This window comes from Sphingobium sp., from assembly GCF_032153725.1.
Taxonomy (GTDB): Bacteria; Pseudomonadota; Alphaproteobacteria; order Sphingomonadales; family Sphingomonadaceae; genus Sphingobium.
Map to the genome: position 1 here is coordinate 43,826 of NZ_JALDYQ010000016.1, position 16,015 is coordinate 59,840.

General features: G+C 65.6%; 11 protein-coding genes. 4 read left to right on the forward strand and 7 right to left on the reverse strand.

Annotated elements, in window-relative coordinates; translation table 11 throughout:
- The first annotated feature begins 14 nt into the window (after nt 1-14).
- Nucleotides 15-905 carry a LysR family transcriptional regulator gene (locus RUH75_RS07645; RefSeq protein WP_313803914.1) on the forward strand — a complete coding sequence of 297 codons (891 nt, stop codon included), beginning with the start codon at nt 15-17 and terminating at the stop codon, nt 903-905.
- 36 nt (nt 906-941) lie between these two features.
- Here the strand turns inward: RUH75_RS07645 and RUH75_RS07650 are convergent, their stop codons facing one another.
- Nucleotides 942-2,984: an elongation factor G gene (locus RUH75_RS07650; RefSeq protein ID WP_313803916.1), complete on the reverse strand. Its 2,043-nt coding sequence runs from the start codon at nt 2,982-2,984 to the stop codon at nt 942-944.
- A gap of 212 nt (nt 2,985-3,196) precedes the next feature.
- Here RUH75_RS07650 and RUH75_RS07655 point away from each other — a divergent pair, with 212 nt between their 5' ends.
- Nucleotides 3,197-5,347 (forward strand): TonB-dependent receptor, encoded by a 2,151-nt coding sequence (locus tag RUH75_RS07655; RefSeq protein WP_313803918.1) that lies wholly within the window; start codon nt 3,197-3,199, stop codon nt 5,345-5,347.
- The gene (locus RUH75_RS07660) at nt 5,347-6,462 is read left to right on the forward strand and encodes a PepSY-associated TM helix domain-containing protein (protein ID WP_313803921.1); all 1,116 of its coding nucleotides are present in this window, start codon (nt 5,347-5,349) and stop codon (nt 6,460-6,462) included. The genes RUH75_RS07655 and RUH75_RS07660 overlap by 1 nt, the downstream gene beginning before the upstream one ends.
- On the opposite strand, the gene RUH75_RS07665 is transcribed toward RUH75_RS07660, so the two are convergent.
- The 6 genes from RUH75_RS07665 to RUH75_RS07690 form a co-directional block, all read right to left on the reverse strand.
- Entirely contained in the window at nt 6,377-9,580 is a 3,204-nt protein-coding gene (locus tag RUH75_RS07665) for a CusA/CzcA family heavy metal efflux RND transporter (RefSeq protein ID WP_313803924.1), read from the reverse strand. The genes RUH75_RS07660 and RUH75_RS07665 overlap by 86 nt on opposite strands.
- A 4-nt stretch (nt 9,581-9,584) precedes the next feature.
- The gene (locus RUH75_RS07670; protein ID WP_313803927.1) at nt 9,585-10,727 is read right to left on the reverse strand and encodes an efflux RND transporter periplasmic adaptor subunit; all 1,143 of its coding nucleotides are present in this window, start codon (nt 10,725-10,727) and stop codon (nt 9,585-9,587) included.
- A gap of 3 nt (nt 10,728-10,730) precedes the next feature.
- Nucleotides 10,731-11,981, reverse strand: a complete 1,251-nt coding sequence (locus tag RUH75_RS07675; protein ID WP_313803930.1) for a TolC family protein — start codon at nt 11,979-11,981, stop codon at nt 10,731-10,733.
- Nucleotides 11,982-12,050: 69 nt separating this feature from the next.
- On the reverse strand, nt 12,051-12,380 hold the full coding sequence (locus tag RUH75_RS07680; protein ID WP_313803933.1) for a hypothetical protein: 330 nt from the start codon (nt 12,378-12,380) through the stop codon (nt 12,051-12,053).
- 51 nt (nt 12,381-12,431) lie between these two features.
- Nucleotides 12,432-13,175 (reverse strand): metallophosphoesterase, encoded by a 744-nt coding sequence (locus RUH75_RS07685; protein ID WP_313803936.1) that lies wholly within the window; start codon nt 13,173-13,175, stop codon nt 12,432-12,434.
- Complete coding sequence (locus RUH75_RS07690; protein ID WP_313803938.1) at nt 13,159-13,950, reverse strand: hypothetical protein; 792 nt, start codon at nt 13,948-13,950, stop codon at nt 13,159-13,161. Before RUH75_RS07690 ends, RUH75_RS07685 begins: the two co-directional genes overlap by 17 nt.
- A gap of 90 nt (nt 13,951-14,040) precedes the next feature.
- Between RUH75_RS07690 and RUH75_RS07695 the strand changes: the two genes are divergently transcribed.
- Entirely contained in the window at nt 14,041-16,011 is a 1,971-nt protein-coding gene (locus RUH75_RS07695) for a protein-L-isoaspartate(D-aspartate) O-methyltransferase (protein WP_313803941.1), read from the forward strand.
- Nucleotides 16,012-16,015: the final 4 nt, after the last annotated feature.

A 16,015-nucleotide genomic window follows, 5' to 3' on the forward strand; every position in this document is an offset into this window, starting at 1 on the left:
GCGGATAGTCTGGCATGATGTTCGAACTCAGCCAGCTCCGTTGCTTCGTTGCCGCCGCCGAAGAACTGCATTTCGGGCGGGCCGCCCAGCGGCTCAACATGACCCAGTCGCCCTTGAGCCGCCAGATCCAGCTGCTTGAGCGGATATTGGACGTGCAACTGCTCGAACGCACAAGTCGGCAGGTGAGCCTGACCCCCGCGGGCAGCGTCTTTCTGATCGAGGCCCGCCGCATCGTCCGTCTGGCCGACAGCGCCGCCCTTTCCGCCCGCCGCGTGGCAAAGGGCGATGCTGGCCGCGTCGCCATCGGCTTCACGGCGGTATCGGGCTATAATATCGTCCCCCGCATCGTCGCGCAGGCGCGGGCGGTCCTGCCCAATATCGAACTGGAATTGCGCGAAATGGTGTCGGGCGATCAGGTCGACGCGCTGCTGACCGGGCTGGTCGACATCGGCTTCGTCCGCCCACCGGTGAATCGCCATGAGTTCGACAGCGCCTGCGTGCTGCATGAACCCCTGTTCGTCGCCTTGCCCCCCGGCGACCCTCGCAAGGCGATGGCGGCGTTCACTCCGGCCGATTTCGACGGCCAGTCGCTCATCATGTATTCGCGGCAAGGCGCGGCCTATTTCCACAACATGCTGGAGAATCTTTTCAACGAAGCGGAAGCGGCGCCCATCTATGCCCAGCATGTGACGCAGATTCATTCGATGCTGGGTCTTGTCCATGCCGGTGTCGCGCCCGCCATCGTGCCCGAAAGCGCGACCGGCCTGCACATGAGCGACGTCCATTTCCGCCGCCTGATGACGCCTCAGGAAAAGCCGGTCGAACTGCATATGGCCTGGCGGCGCGACAATGCGAACCCGGCATTGCCCGCGATGCAGCAACTCTGCACGGAAATGACGACGTGAGGGATGGCAACCGTTGCGAAGCAGGCCAGCGGGGCGCTACGCCGGTTCCCTTGCCCTGTGCACGATGCCGTCCGCCAGCTTCGCATTGACCTCCGCCAGATGATCGAAGCGCGCTTCATAATGCGCCATGCCCTGGCTCATCGAGCGAATCTCCGCCTCCAGCCCCTGTAGGCTCGCCTCGGGCAACAGCACTTCCAGAACATCCCATTGGAACCAGTCTTCCAGCGCCGTCATGCGCAGCATCTGGCCGCGACGACTCGCCACGGCGGATGTGATGCGGGATGTTGCGGTGCCCGGGGTCGTGACCGTCACATGGGCAATGGGCTCCAGCAGATAGGGCGATGCCGCCGCCAGCGCGTCGGACATGGCCATGCGCCCGGCAGTGCGGAAAGCCAGTTCGGAACTGTCGACGCTGTGAAATGACCCGTCCACCAGCGCGGCGCCGACATCGACGACCGCGAAGCCGAGCGGCCCCTTCGCCACGGCATCCATGACGCCTTTCTCGACCGCCGGAATATATTGCTTGGGCACGGCGCCGCCCGTGATCCGTTCGTCGAACCGGATGCCGTCCCCGCGTTCGAGCGGGCGGACCTCCAGCACCACATCGCCAAACTGGCCGTGGCCGCCGGACTGTTTCTTGTGACGTCCGCGCTGGGTGACCGGCTTGCGGATGGACTCCCTGTAGGCGATCGTCGGCTTGCCGACCGACACGGCGACGCCGTAGCGGCGCTTGAGACGGTCGAGCGCGACGGAGAGATGATCCTCGCTCATGCCATGAAGGAGGGTTTCGCGCGAGCCTTCGTCCTGATCCCAGCGCAAACCGGCATCTTCTTCGGCCAGTCGGTTGAGCGCGGTGGAAAGCCGAACTTCGTCCTTATGATCCTTGGCCGCGATCGCCAGCGCGCAATTTGCCGACCCTGTTTCCGCGGCCAAGGGCGTTTCCGCTGCAAAGCCGGTCGCCGGGACCTTCCCCGCCAGGCCGATCACCTCGCCTGCCTGGACGCCCTCGATCTTCGCGATGCCGATGATCGCGCCGGCCTGTGCCGACGGAGTTTTGGTGGTGGCCGCGCCCTGAAGCGCGAACAGCCCGCCGGGCCGGAGCATCCGCCCGGCGCCGTCGACCATCTCCGCCCCATCCGCCAGTGGACCACCGAAGACGCGGGCCAGCGCCAGCCGGCCGACCGTCGCGGCGTGGGAGATCTTGAAGAGTTGCACCGCATCCCCCCGGATCGCCAGCCGTTCGGCCGTTTGCGCCGCCTTGGGCGTGTCATGGCGCAGCATCTTCAGCAGCCGCCGGATGCCAAAGCCGTTCGACGCGGAACCGAACAGGACCGGCACGATCAGTCCGCTGGCGGTTTCGCGCGCGAGATCGGCGAAGACGGTATCCAGACTCGGCTGTTCGTCGGACAACAATTGTTCGAGCAACAGATCGTCATGGTCGGCCAGTTGTTCGAGCATGTGGAAACGCGCCACCGTCTCATCGCTCTTCACATGCGCAGCGAGCGCGACCTGCTGGGATTTCTTCCCCGCCTCATAATGATAAGCGCGTTCGAGCGCGAGATCGACGAAGCCCGCGACTCGCTCCCCGGCGCGGATCGGGATCTGACGCGCGACGAGGGCGGCGGCGCTCATCGGCGCAAGAGCGACGAGCAGGTCCTCGATGCTGCCGTGCGCCTGATCGATCTTGTTGACGAACAGCGCATGGGGGATGCCCGCCCGTTCCAGCCTGCGTAGCACTGGCTGGGCGAGGGCTGCCCGCTCCGGGTCAGGATCGATCACGACCACGGCAAGGTCGGCCACGTCGAGCGCGATTGCCGCGTCGGGGGCGAAGCCCGGCGCGCCCGGTACGTCGATCAGCGCGAAATCGTCGCCCATCCATTCGAAATGCATGAGGTTGAGCTCGGTCGAACTGCCGCGCTCGCGCGCTTCCGGGCTGGCGTCGCCGACGCTGCTTCCCGCCTGTACCGATCCCTGGCGCGGGATCGCGCCGGTTATGAACAGCATCGCTTCCGCGAGGCTGGTCTTGCCCCCTCCGGCGGGGCCAACGAGCGCGATGGCCCTTGTACAACAGCCGCTCATCCTGGCTCTCCTCCAATTCATCCGTCTTTCTTGATGAAGCCGGTCGCTTGGACGGGGGATGTTCGTCCCATATCGATCCGAACGCAAGACCCGACATTCGATGGATAAATCGCGATCCGGACGATGCGCGAAAGAGTAGCGATTTATACTGCTAATGACTTGCAACATCCTCACTGTTTCGTTAGCGGGCGGGCAGCTTATTGGGGAAATCAATGCACATCCGCTCATCCATCCTGCTCGCATCCACGGCGCTTGCGCTTTTCGACGTGCCCGCCTTGGCCCAATCGGAACCCGCCGCCGGGGACGCCGGCAATATCGTCGTGACCGCCGCGCGTACCATATTGCCCGCCAATGCCCTGCCGCTGACTATCGACGTCATCGATCAGGAAACACTGGGCCAGCAGGTGGCGATCGGCGGATCGATCGTCGACGCGGTATCGGCGTTGACCCCCTCCTTCTCTCCCACGCGGCAGAAGCTGTCCGGCGCGGGCGAGACGTTGCGTGGCCGTTCGCCACTCTATGCGATCAACGGCATTCCCCAGACCGCGCCGCTGCGTGACGGCGCGCGCGACGGCTTCACCATCGATCCCTTCTTCATTGACCGGGTGGAGCTGATCTACGGCTCCAACGCGTTGCAGGGCATTGGCGGCACGGGCGGCATCGTCAATCAGGTGACGGTCGCGCCGCCTGGAAAGGACGGCCTGTCGGGCCGGGTGCTGGCGCAGGGCAATGGCGACACCGGCTTTCGCGGCGACGGCATCGGCGGCAAGGTCGCGGGACTGATCGGCTGGCGCGACGGGCGCTGGGATGCGATGGTCGGCGCGGCTTATGAGAAGCGCGGCGCCTTTTACGACGGCCGCGGGAATCGCGTCGGCACCGACCTGACCCAGGGAGAGACGCAGGACAGCCGCAGCTGGTCGCTGTTCGGCCGCTTCGGCTATGCGCTGAGCGACAGCGCGCGGCTGGACCTGACCATGAGTCGCTTCCAGCTGAAGGGAGAGGGGGATTATATCGCGGCCAACGGCGATTATCGCATCGACCGGCCGACGATATCGGTGCGCGGCACGCCGCCGGGCGTTCCGGCCACCAATCGTACCGAAAGCGCGGCGCTGACCCTGACCGACAGCGATTTGCGGGGCGGCAATTTAATCGCCCAGCTCTTCTTCAACCGTTCCCGCGACACTTATGGCGGGGAGATCGCGCCGATCGCGAGCTTCCAGGACCCGTCGATCGCGCCGGTGGGCAGGCTGTTCGACCAGTCGCAGAATCGCAGCCGCAAATATGGCGGCAAGATCAGCTATGAACGCGCCATGCCGGGGTTCGAGGCGTTGACCGCCACGATCGGCTTCGACGCGCTCTACGACCGCACGGAGCAGCGATTGATCGCCACGGGCCGCAGCTGGGTGCCGCCGACGGACTATCGCAGCCTTGCCCCCTTCGCTCAGTTCAACCTGGCGTTGTTCGACAAGAAGCTTCGCTTCGCGGGCGGCCTGCGTCACGAGGATGTGCGCATCCGGATCGACGATTACCGGACGCTCTGGACCTATGGCGGCGGCGTTGACGTGGCCGGGGGCACGCCGACCTTCAGCGACACGCTGGTCAACGGTGGCGTGATCCTGGAACCCTGGACCGGCATCCGCGCCTATGCCAGCTATGCGGAAGGCTATACCGTGCCCGATGTCGGCCGCATCGCCCGCGCCGTCAGCACCGCGGGAGTCGATATCGACGATTATGTGAACATCAGCCCGATCGTCTCGAACAACCGCGAAATCGGCGTCGAGCTGAAGCGCGGCCCGATCGACGCCAGTGCCGCCTATTTCTGGTCGACCAGCAAGAACGGATCGCTGCTGGTCCAGAGCGGCGGCGTGTTCGAGGTTCAGCGCCAGCGGGTCGAGATTCAGGGCCTGGAACTGAACCTGTCGGCCAGGACGCCGTTGCCGGGGCTGACGCTGTCCACCGGCTATGCCCATCTGATCGGCCGCACTGATGGATCGGACGATGGCATCGACAAGGTCGACCGCGATCTGGACGGCGCCAATATTTCGCCCGACCGGCTGAACGTCGCGGCCAGCTATGCGCGCGGGCCGTTGTCGGCGCGCATCCAGACGCAATTCTTCCTGTCGCGCCAGTTCGAGCGGACGCCGGGCGCCTATCCGCCGCTTTATCGTTTCGACGGTTATGACGTGACCGACCTGTCGCTGCGTTACCAGACCCGTTTCGGGGCGCTGACCCTGGCGGCGCAGAATATCTTCGACACATTTTATATCGACTATTACAGCCAGACCGTCCGGCCCAACGACAATGCCCATTATTTCGCGGGGCGTGGACGCAATTTCACCTTGTCCTGGGATTATCGATTCTAGTGAAACTGATCGACGCGCTGCATCGCTGGACCGGCGGCTTGATTGGGCTGCTGCTGGCCATTCTGGGCCTGAGCGGCGCGCTGCTGGTGCACAGGAATGCCTGGACGCTCGCGCCCCACGCCGGCGATCCACGGGTGGCGGATGTCCGCCAGCTGGCGGAGGCGACGCAGCGCCTGATGGCCGATCCCGCCGCGCGACCTCAATCGATCAGCTATGCGTCCGATGATTTCGGGCTGTTGCGGCTGATGTTCGAAGGCGGCCGGGGCGCTTATGCCGATCAGCACGGCGCCATGGTGATGCAATGGAACAGCCAGTGGGAGCGGCCTGAATTGTGGCTGTTCGACCTGCACCACCATCTCTTCGCAGGAGATGCGGGCGAATGGGTGATTGGGGTCGCCGCGCTGTGCGGCCTGTTCTTCGTCCTGACCGGTCTTGTCCTGTGGTGGCGGACGCGCCGGACCTTCGAATGGCGGCTGCTGCCCGCGCGGATGAGCCGCCCCGCGATCGTGCGCCACCATCGCGATCTGGGCGTGATCGTCGCGCCGCTGCTGTTGTTGTCGCTGGTGACGGGGGCTGTGCTGGTGTTCCGGCCGATGACGGCGCTGTTGTTCGGACCGGGCGCGCCCGCCCGGATCGATCGGGCTTTGGCACCGCCGCCGCCCCGCGACGCGAAACTGGCCGGACGGCTGGATTGGGCGGGGATGATCGTGATGGCGCAAGCCCGCTTTCCCGATGCGGAGCTGCGCAGCCTGACCCTGCCGCGCAAGAATAGCGGGCTGATCACGGTCCGGATGCGGCGGCCGCAGGAATGGCTGCCCAATGGCCGCACCACGCTTTGGTTCGCGGCGGACAGCGGCGCGCTGGTGGCGGCGCGCGACGCGGCCGCGCTGCCGCCGACGGTGTGGGCGTACAACCTGCTCTACCCGCTCCACGCCGCGAAGGTGGGGGGCCTGCCGTTCAGGCTGGTCATGACCCTGTCGGGACTGGCGATGACGCTGCTGGGCACGCTGGCGGTCTGGACCTTCTGGTTCAGGCGCCCTGGGCGAGCGGATCGGAAGCGGCCGTCATACGCGCGCCGAAGCGCGCGTATAATGTGGGCAAAACGAACAGGGTGAGCAGCGTCGCGGAGATAAGTCCGCCGATCACCACTGTCGCAAGCGGTTTCTGCACTTCCGCCCCGGCTCCCGTCCCCAACGCCATCGGCACGAAGCCGAGGCTGGCGACCAGCGCGGTCATCACCACCGGCCGAAGCCGCTGGATCGCCCCGGTGCGGGCGGCCTGCGCCGCGTCCATGCCGCCGCGCAGGAGGTCCTGGATCGAGGAAACCATGACCAGCCCGTTCAGCACCGCTATGCCCGACAGCGCGATGAAGCCGACCGCCGCGGAAATGGAAAAGTCCATGCCCCGCAGGAACAGCGCCAGAACCCCGCCCACCAGCGCCAGCGGCACGCCGGTGAAGACGATCGCGGCGTCCCGAACCGACCCCAACGCGCCGTAAAGCAGCAGCAGGATCAGCACGAAGCAGGCCGGGATCACCAGTTGAAGCCGTTCCCGCGCCGAGGCCAGATTTTCGAACTGTCCGCCCCATTCGAGGTAGCTGCCGGGGGGCAGGCGCACCTCCTTCGCAATCGCCTCCTGCGCGTCCGCGACAACGCTGCCGACATCCCGGCCGCGCACATTGGCCTGCACCACGACGCGGCGCTTGCCATTTTCGCGGCTGATCTGATTGGGTCCGTCGACGATGCGCAGGTCCGCGACGCTGGCGAGCGGCACGAACTGCCCGCCGGGCGTGGGCAGCTGGACCTGACTCAACAGGGCGAAGTCCGCCCGCTGGACATCGGACAGGCGGATGACCACGGGAAAGCGCCGGTCGCCTTCGAAGATCATCCCGGCCTGCCGCCCGCCGATTGTCGCGGTGATCGTGTCCTGCACATCCTGCGCCGTGACGCCCAGCCGCGCCATGGCGTCGCGGTTGACGCGGATGTCAAGCATCGGCAGCCCGGCCGTCTGTTCGACCTTCACATCCGCCGCGCCCGGCGTTTTGCGCAGGACCGCCGCGATTTTCTCTGCCGTGGCGTTCATGGCGGTGAAGTCGTCGCCGAATATCTTCACCGCCACGTCTCCGCGCACGCCCGCGATCAGCTCGTTGAAGCGCATCTGGATCGGCTGGGTGATCTCATAGGCATTGCCGGGTAATTTCGCGAGTTCCCCTTCGATCCGCTCGATCAGCGCCTCCTTGCTCAGGCGGGGGTCGGGCCATTCGCTCCGATCCTTGAGGATGACGAACATGTCGGTGGCGTTGGGCGGCATCGGATCGGATGCGAGTTCCGCCGTGCCCGTCTTGGAAAAGGCGAACTTCACCTCCGGCTGGCGCGCCACCATCCGTTCGATCGGCACCTGCATGGCCTGGCTTTGCTGCACCGACGTCGCCGGGATGCGCAGCGCCTGAATCATCAGGTCGCCCTCATCCAGCTGCGGCAGGAACACCTGCCCCAGCGCCATGAAGGCGATCGCTGCCACGCCGAAGGCGCCCACGCCCGCGCCCAGGGTGAGCGAGGGTCGCCGCATCGCCCGGTCAAGGCCGGGTTCATAGCGGGCCTTCAGCCAGCCCATGATCCGCCCTTCCTTTTCCTCGATCCGTTTCGACAGCCACAGCGCGATCGCGGCGGGCACGAAGGTCAGCGACAGGATGAAGGCGCAGGCGAGCGCGATGATGACGGTGAAGGCCATTGGCACGAAGCTCTTGCCCTCCACCCCGGTCAGGGTGAGCAGCGGCACATAGACGAGGATGATGATCGCCTGACCATAGACGGAAGGCTTGATCATCTCGCGCGCGGCGGCGGCGACGGTGTCTAGCCGCTCTTCGACCGTTAGCAGGCGTCCTTTCCGATGCTGCTGTTCGGCCATGCGGCGCAGGGCATTTTCCACGATGATGACCGCGCCGTCGACGATCAGGCCGAAATCGAGCGCGCCCAGACTCATGAGATTGGCGGACACGCCCGCATGCAGCATGCCGAAGCCGGTCAGCATCATGGTGACGGGAATGACCATCGCCGCGATCAGCGCCGCGCGGAAATTGCCCAGCAGCGCGAACAGCACGACGATGACGAGCAACGCGCCTTCGCCCAGATTCTTCGCGACGGTCCTGATCGTCGCGTTGACCAGCGCCGTGCGGTCCAGCACCGGCTGCACGATCACGTCGGGCGGCAGGGAAGCGTTGATTTCCTCCAGACGCTGGGCGACGGCGGTGGCGACAGTGCGGCTATTCTCCCCGATCCGCATGATCGCGGTGCCGACGACGACCTCCGTGCCATTTTCCGAAGCCGATCCCATGCGGATCGCCTGACCTGTGCGGACGGTGGCGACCTGTCCCAGGGTGATCGGCACGCCTTCTCGAGTCGCGACGACGATCTGCGACAGTTCGCTGGCATTGCGGACCAGCGCGTCGGAACGCACCGCCAGCCCTTCGCCATTGCGGTTGACGAAGCCGCCGCCAACGCTGCTGTTGTTGCGTTCCAGCGCGGTGGCGAGGTCGGTCAGCGAAAGGCCCATGGCGGCGAGCCGCTGGATATCGGGAATGACCAGATGCTGCTTGGCATAGCCGCCGATGGAATCGACGCCTGCAAGGCCCGGGGTGTTCTTCAGCAGCGGTGCGACGATCCAGTCCTGCGCGGTGCGCAAATAGGTCGACTTGTCGGTGTCGTTGATCAGCCGCTCGCCCTCCGGCGTGATATAGCTGCCATCCGGTTGCATGCCGGGTTCGCCGGGCTGGTGCTTGTCGTCCTTGCGATGCTCCAGCCGGACGGTCCACATATAGACTTCGCCCAGACCGGTGGCGATCGGACCCATTTCGGGGGTCACGCCTTCGGGCAGATTCTCCGCGACTCCCGCCAGCCGTTCGCCCACCTGCTGGCGGGCGAAATAGATGTCGGTGGAATCGGTAAAGACCGCCGTGACCTGCGCAAAGCCGTTGCGGCTCAGCGACCGGCTATATTCCAGGCCCGGAATCCCGGCCAGCGCGGTTTCGATGGGAAAAGCGACCTGTTTTTCCACCAGATCCGGGGATAATGCGGGCGCGCGCAGGTTGATCTGGACCTGATTGTTGGTGATGTCCGGCACCGCATCGATGGGCAGGCGGTACAGGGCGGCGGCGCCGATGATGGCGGCAATGGCGGTCAGCAGCAGGACGAGCCGGCGCTTGTGCACCGCCCAGGTGACGATAGGGGCGATCATCGGCTCAATGATCCTCGTGCGTGGCTTCGCCCTTGCCGAGTTCGGCCTTGAGCGTGAAGCTGTTGGTGGTGGCGATCTCCTCCGTACCCTTGAGCCCGGACCGGATGATCACGCTGCCGCTGGTGTTTTCGCCCAGCGTCACGGGCATGGCCTGAAAGCCGGTTTGCGTACGCGCAAAAACGACGGATTGGCCTTCATAGGTCTGGATGGCGGTGGAGGGGAGGCGGATCGCGCCGTCGCCGCCGCTGTCCGACAGGGCGATGGAGGCGGTCACAGGTTCCCCGACGCGCCATTGCCCGTCATTATTGGGAAGGGTTGCTATGACAGGGACAAGCCGGGTGGCGGGATCAAGCGCGGGCGATACGAAGCCGACTTTGGCGTGGGCCTCCCGTCCTGGCGCTTTCACGGTCACGGCCGCGCCGGGGCGCACCCGCCCGGCATCCTGCGGCTGAAGGTTGAGCGACAGCGAGACGCTCGACAGATTGGCGACACGGAACAGTTCCGCATCGGCGGCGACGGTCTGTCCCAACACCACGCTGCGCGCGATCACCTGACCGGAGATGGGCGCGGTGATGGCGATGCGGTTGAGGCTTCCGCCTCTGGCCCCGGCAGCCGAAACCTGTTGTTGCGCAAGGCGCAAGGCGATGCGCGCTTCTGTCGCGGCAGTGCGGGCGGCGATCAGGTCCTGCTCGGGCGAGACGCGTTGGGCGAAGAGGCGCTGTTCGCGGGCCAGATTGGCATTGGCCAGCGAAAGCCGGGCGCTGGCGGCGTTCACTTCGGCGTTCAGGGACGCCGCCTCGCGGCTTTCGATGACTGCCAGCGTCTGGCCATGCCCGATCGATTGCCCGAGATTGCGGGTCAGCGCCACGACGCGCCCACCGATGGCGGCGGATACGACCTGTGTGCCCTGCGGATCGCCCTCGATGCTCGCGGGCAGGTCGATGGTGCCGGAGCCGCCGATCATCGGGCGCTCGATCCGGATGCCGGCGGCGGCGATCTGGTCGGCGGTCAGCTTGATCTTGCCCTCTTCGGCATGGCCCGCCTCGCCGTCATGCTCCTCCTGCGCGGTTTCATGCGAGGGTTCGCCACCGCTGCCACAGGCGGCAAGGAGCAGGAGGAGGGTGGGCGTGAAATGTCTGAACGTCATGGATCAATTCCCCTGTTGCGGCGCGGGCGTCGTCAGGCGCTCCAGCTGCGCGCGGGCATTGTGATAGGCGGCCAGCGCATCGATCGCGGCGATGCGGGTGTCCGCCAGGGTGCGCTCGGCATCGAGCAGGTCGAGCTGGCCGAATTTGCCCTCGCGATAGCCGATGCGGGCGATGCGGGCCGCTTCCTGCGCGGCGGCGAGGGCAGGACCGGCGGTGGCGCGGGCCGTAATGGCGGCATTGGCGGCTTCCGCCTGCGCATCGGTGATGGCCTGCTCGATATCGAGCGCGGTCAGGCGCTTCTGCGCATCTGCCTGGGCGCGCTGGGCGTGGGCTTGCGCCACAGCGGCCCGCCCCGAATTGAAGAGCGGGATCGGCATGGACAGGCTGAAGACCAGGGCGGTGTCGCCAGTCTGGGACAGGCGCCGGACGCCGGGGCCGACTTCCAGATCCGGCACGCGCTGTGATCGGGCGAGCCCTACGCCCGCATCGGCGATCGCCAGATCGGCATCGGCGGCGACCAAAGCGAGGGTGCCTGCCGCGCTGGCGGGCACCTCGGGACCTTGTCCGGGCAGGCGGTCGAGCCAGCCGAGGTCGAGCGGCCCCGAACGGCCGACCCGCCGCATCAGATTGGCGCGGGCGGCGTCGGTCAGCCGGGATGCCCGTTCGACCGCCGCATCGGCATTGATGCGAGCGACATCGGCGCGCTGCTGCTCGATCGGGGAGGCGCGCCCGGCCTGAACGCGGATCATCGCGGCATGGGCGGCGTCGGCCGCGATGCGGGCCTGGTCACGCGCGGTGCCAAGGCGTCGCTCGGCTGCGACGGCCTCGACATAGAGCTGCGTGACCTGAAGGCGGATATCCGCCTGGGCGATGGCGGCGGTCAGCAGCGCGCGGCTGGCCTGCGCGTCGGCCACGGCTATGCGGGCGGATCGTTTTCGGCCCAGTTCGATCGGCATGGCCAGGCTGACCGTTGATTCCGCGCTGTCGAAGCCGCCATAGGGACCGGACCCCGCGACATTTTCGACCTGCGCTTGGATTGCGGGATTGGGCCGAAGCCCGGCGACCGTGCGGGCCGCCCGCGCCGCGTCGATCCCGGCCTGAGCGGCTTGGGCGGCGGGGGCGCTTCCCCCTGCCGCGATGACAGCATCATCGAGTGTAAGTGTCGTATCGGCCACTGTCGTGACCGGTTCCCGCGCCTGCGCCATGGGGATGCAGGACGCGGCAGCCAGCAAGGCTGCAAGCGTTCGGATCATATATGCGAATCCTGAACATGAGTCATGGATGACCCGGCGCTTCACGGCGGCGGGCGGTTTATGGCTCTGTCAGGCGATGGGTGGTCTGAGCGCTGGATAGCCGCAGGAGGCCGCCAGCTTCGCGGCGGCTGCGCGCCAGTGTCGGTCGGCAACCCCGCGTTCGGGCCACGCTCCGGTCATGGCGAGCGGCGGCGCGACATGGTGGCCATGGCAACCGCCATGATGATGGGGATAGCCCTTTTCGCCGTCGGCCGGCACCTGATCGCCATCGTCGCTGGAATGCAACCCGTTATCATCCGCCAGTTCGATACAGGTCATGGGCTCCGCCGCATGCGCCACCGGCGCCATGCCGAGTGAGGCAAGAAGACAGATCGAAAGGAGGAGGATGAGCCGTCGCACGAGCGACCCTTACAGCGGATTGATCGATGGAGCCACCTATATTGCGATCGGTCAGATCGCGATCAGGGCATAGGGCCGGTCAAACCGTTCCGACAGCACGAACTGCGCGCAATTATAGACCGGGATGCCGCGCGGCGTCTTGCCTTCGAAAGCGCCCCTGTGCGCATGGCCATGAACGGCGAAGCGGACATTGTCGAACCGGTCCATCGCTTCGGCCAGACGGGAGGAGCCGAGAAAGGGAAAGATTTCCGGCGGTTCGCCCTGCACCGTGTCGACGACGGGGGCATAGTGAAGCACCGCCACGGCCCGATCCGTGCGCAGGGAGCGGAGCGCATTTTCCAGTTTGCGTGCTTCGTTGATCGATTCCTCGACAAAGCCCTTGATCGCGCTTTCCCCGAATGCGCCCAACTCGCCCCGGCCGAAACCGCCCACGAACCCTTTGACGCCGGCAAAGCCCACGCCCCTGATCTCGATCGCCTGATCGTCCAGCACGGTGACGCCAGCCCCGCGCAATATCTGCGCGACCGCCTCGGGCTGGCCGCATTCATGATCGTGATTGCCCAGAACCGCGACGGTGGGGATGGTGCAACTGTGCAGGTCCTCGGCCAATATTTCCGCCTCACGCGTCTTGCCGAAATTGGTGAGGTCGCCGCACAGCGCCAATATGTCGGCATCGCGGGAAATCTCCTCGAACATTGCGCGATAGCGATGTTCGGAGTTGTCCGTGACATGCAGATCACCGATCGCCGCCAGGATCAGGCTGTCCTGCGGACGCGGCTCACTGGTTGCGGTCATGGCTTTCCTCCAGCCCCTTGCCGACCACGTCGGCAAAGCCCCAGTCGGTGATGTCGATCAGATAGTCGCGCGGCGACAGCAGCCGCCCGCGGCAGACGCGCAGATTGGGGATCGGCAGCTCAGCGCGGGTTTGCAGCCGGCCCAGCAATTCCTCGAACAGCCAGAGCGGGATGCAGTGGCGCTCGGTTGGATAGATGAAGCGGAAGTTGAGCAGATGGATCAGCAGAACTTCCCAATGCAACTCCATCGCATCCAGCAGCCGCTGCCAGTCGATGCGCTCATGTTGGCGCAGGATGATATGCGCGACATCGGCGCCGTCATAGCGGTAGCGGTCCTGGATGAAGACCTTCGACAGGATGAATTCGGTCGGCGGCGTAACCCGCACCGTTATTCCATAGACTTCGGCGTGGGAGACATCGCGGAACCATTCCTCCGTCACCGGCAGGCTGGCCGAGGAAATATTGTAGATCACGTCGAAAAAATGATCGTCGCGCCAGACCTTGCCGATCCAGCGTTCATCCTCGAACTCCACCCGATGGCCTAGCGCCTTGAAATAAGCGAGAATGCGGGGCGCGTCGCCCGGCTTGCAGAAGACGTCCAGATCCTTGGTCGGGCGCACGATGCCGGTATGGCATCCCAGCGCGTAAGTGCCCGACAGCATGAAGGGGATGGCGGATTCGACCAGATGTCGCAGGCTTTCCGCGTAAAATTCCGCCGCGTCCGGTGGGGGATCGAAAGTGGCGGGATGGCTGGTCATCGCATGGGGAACGGACAAGCGTGCGCTCCGTTCCGCCAGGGCAAGGAAAGAGTGAAACAACGCTAGCCTTTCGGACGTTAATGCAAGTGGTTGTAACGGAACTGCGCCATGACCAATTTTCAGCGGCTGAGAAACCGGATGGTGGACCGCCAGATTGTTCGCCGCGGCATCGGCGATGCGCGCGTGCTGGCCGCGATGCGCGTCGTTCCCCGCGAGCGTTTCGTGCGGGAGGGGCTGGAGGAGTTCGCCTATGAGGATGCCGCTCTGCCGATTGAGGAGGAGCAGACCATTTCCCAGCCCTATATCGTCGCGGCCATGCTGGAAGCGGCGGAGATAGAGCCGGGCGATCTGGTGATGGAGGTGGGAGGCGGATCGGGTTATGCCGCCGCGCTGATAGGCCAGATTGCGGGGAAAGTCATCGCCATAGAGCGGCATGCGGCGCTGGGCAGGCTGGCAACGGGGCGGATGGCGGCGCTGGGCTATGCCAATGTCGATATTCGCATTGGGGACGGGTCGCGCGGGCTGCCGGATGAGGCGCCCTTCGACGCGATACTGGTTGCCGCAGGCGCGCCTGTCATTCCCGATGCTCTGCGGCGGCAACTGGTTGTCGGCGGGCATCTGATCGTCCCGGTGGGCCAGCCGGGCAGCCAGAAGCTCTGCAAGGTGACGCGCGAAAGCGAAGATCGCTTCAGCGAGCATGATCTGGGCGCGGTGATGTTCGTTCCGCTGATCGGGGAGCAAGGCTGGCAGGAGGAAAGCGGTCCCGAAGCGGCTGCGGCCTTGTCTCTGGCCGAGATGATAGCCGAGGCGGCCGAGCCCCTGCCGGATTTCGATGATCCCGCTTTCGGTCGTCTGTTTGATCGTTTCGCGGACCGGCGCATCGTGTTGCTGGGCGAGGCATCCCACGGCACCAGCGAATTTTATCGTGCCCGGGCGGCCATCACGCGGCATCTGATCCAGCATCACGGCTTCAATATCGTCGCGATAGAGGCCGATTGGCCCGATGCGGCTGTGGTCGACCGTCATGTCCGTCATCGCCCGAAGCGGGAAGGGGAAGAGCCTCCGTTCCAGCGCTTTCCGACGTGGATGTGGCGCAATACCGATTTCGCCGCGCTGATCGGCTGGATGCACGACTATAATGGCGGCAGGAAGGAGACGCAGCGCGCCGGACTTTACGGCCTGGATATCTATAATATGTCCGGTTCGATCGGCGCGGTACTCGATTATCTCGATCGCGTCGATCCGGAGGCGGCGGCGATCGCGCGGGAGCGTTATGCCTGCCTGACCCCGTGGCAGACCAATCCGGCGGGCTATGGCCGGATGGCGATCTCGCGCGGCTATGCCAATTGCGAGAAAGCAGTGGTCGAACAATGTCGGGCGCTGCTGCAAAGCCGGCTCGACCATGCGGTGCAGGACAATGACGCCTTTCTGGACGCGGTGCAGAATGCGCGGCTGATCGCTTCTGCGGAGCGCTATTATCGAATCATGTATTATGGTGGCGCGCAGAGCTGGAATCTGCGCGACAATCATATGTTCGAGACGCTCGACCAGCTGCTGGATGCCCGTGGGCCGGAGTCCAGGGCAATCGTCTGGGCGCATAACAGCCATATCGGGGATGCGCGCCATACCGACATGGGCGCGGCCCGCGATGAACTGAATATCGGCCAGCTATGCCGGGAAAAATTCGGGCGGCAGGCTGCGCTGATCGGTTTTGGCACCCATGGCGGGACGGTGGCGGCGGCAACCGACTGGGACGGGGATATGGAAGTGAAGCGGATCATCCCCTCCCGCCACGACAGCTATGAGCGGCAATTCCATGACAGCGGCGTCGCGCGCTTCCTGTTGGACATGGCGCCGGACAGGCATGCCGAACTCCGCCAGAAGCTGAGCGATCCGCGGCTCGAACGCTTCATCGGCGTCATTTACCGGCCGGAGACGGAGCTTCAGAGCCATTACAGCCAGGCGGTTCTGCCCGAGCAGTTCGACGCCTTTGTCTGGTTCGACCAGAGCGAGGCGGTGACGCCGCTAGGCCCGGAACACCATCGCGGCGTTCCGGAAACCTGGCCTTTTGGGGAGTGACCCT

Coding starts and splice junctions, on each gene's coding strand:
- RUH75_RS07650 (WP_313803916.1), bottom strand. CDS start 2,984: ATGAGCGGCTGTTGTACAAGGGCCATCGCGCTCGTTGGCCCCGCCGGA.
- RUH75_RS07695 (WP_313803941.1), top strand. CDS start 14,041: ATGACCAATTTTCAGCGGCTGAGAAACCGGATGGTGGACCGCCAGATT.
- RUH75_RS07655 (WP_313803918.1), top strand. CDS start 3,197: ATGCACATCCGCTCATCCATCCTGCTCGCATCCACGGCGCTTGCGCTT.
- RUH75_RS07670 (WP_313803927.1), bottom strand. CDS start 10,727: ATGACGTTCAGACATTTCACGCCCACCCTCCTCCTGCTCCTTGCCGCC.
- RUH75_RS07645 (WP_313803914.1), top strand. CDS start 15: ATGATGTTCGAACTCAGCCAGCTCCGTTGCTTCGTTGCCGCCGCCGAA.
- RUH75_RS07675 (WP_313803930.1), bottom strand. CDS start 11,981: ATGATCCGAACGCTTGCAGCCTTGCTGGCTGCCGCGTCCTGCATCCCC.
- RUH75_RS07665 (WP_313803924.1), bottom strand. CDS start 9,580: ATGATCGCCCCTATCGTCACCTGGGCGGTGCACAAGCGCCGGCTCGTC.
- RUH75_RS07685 (WP_313803936.1), bottom strand. CDS start 13,175: ATGACCGCAACCAGTGAGCCGCGTCCGCAGGACAGCCTGATCCTGGCG.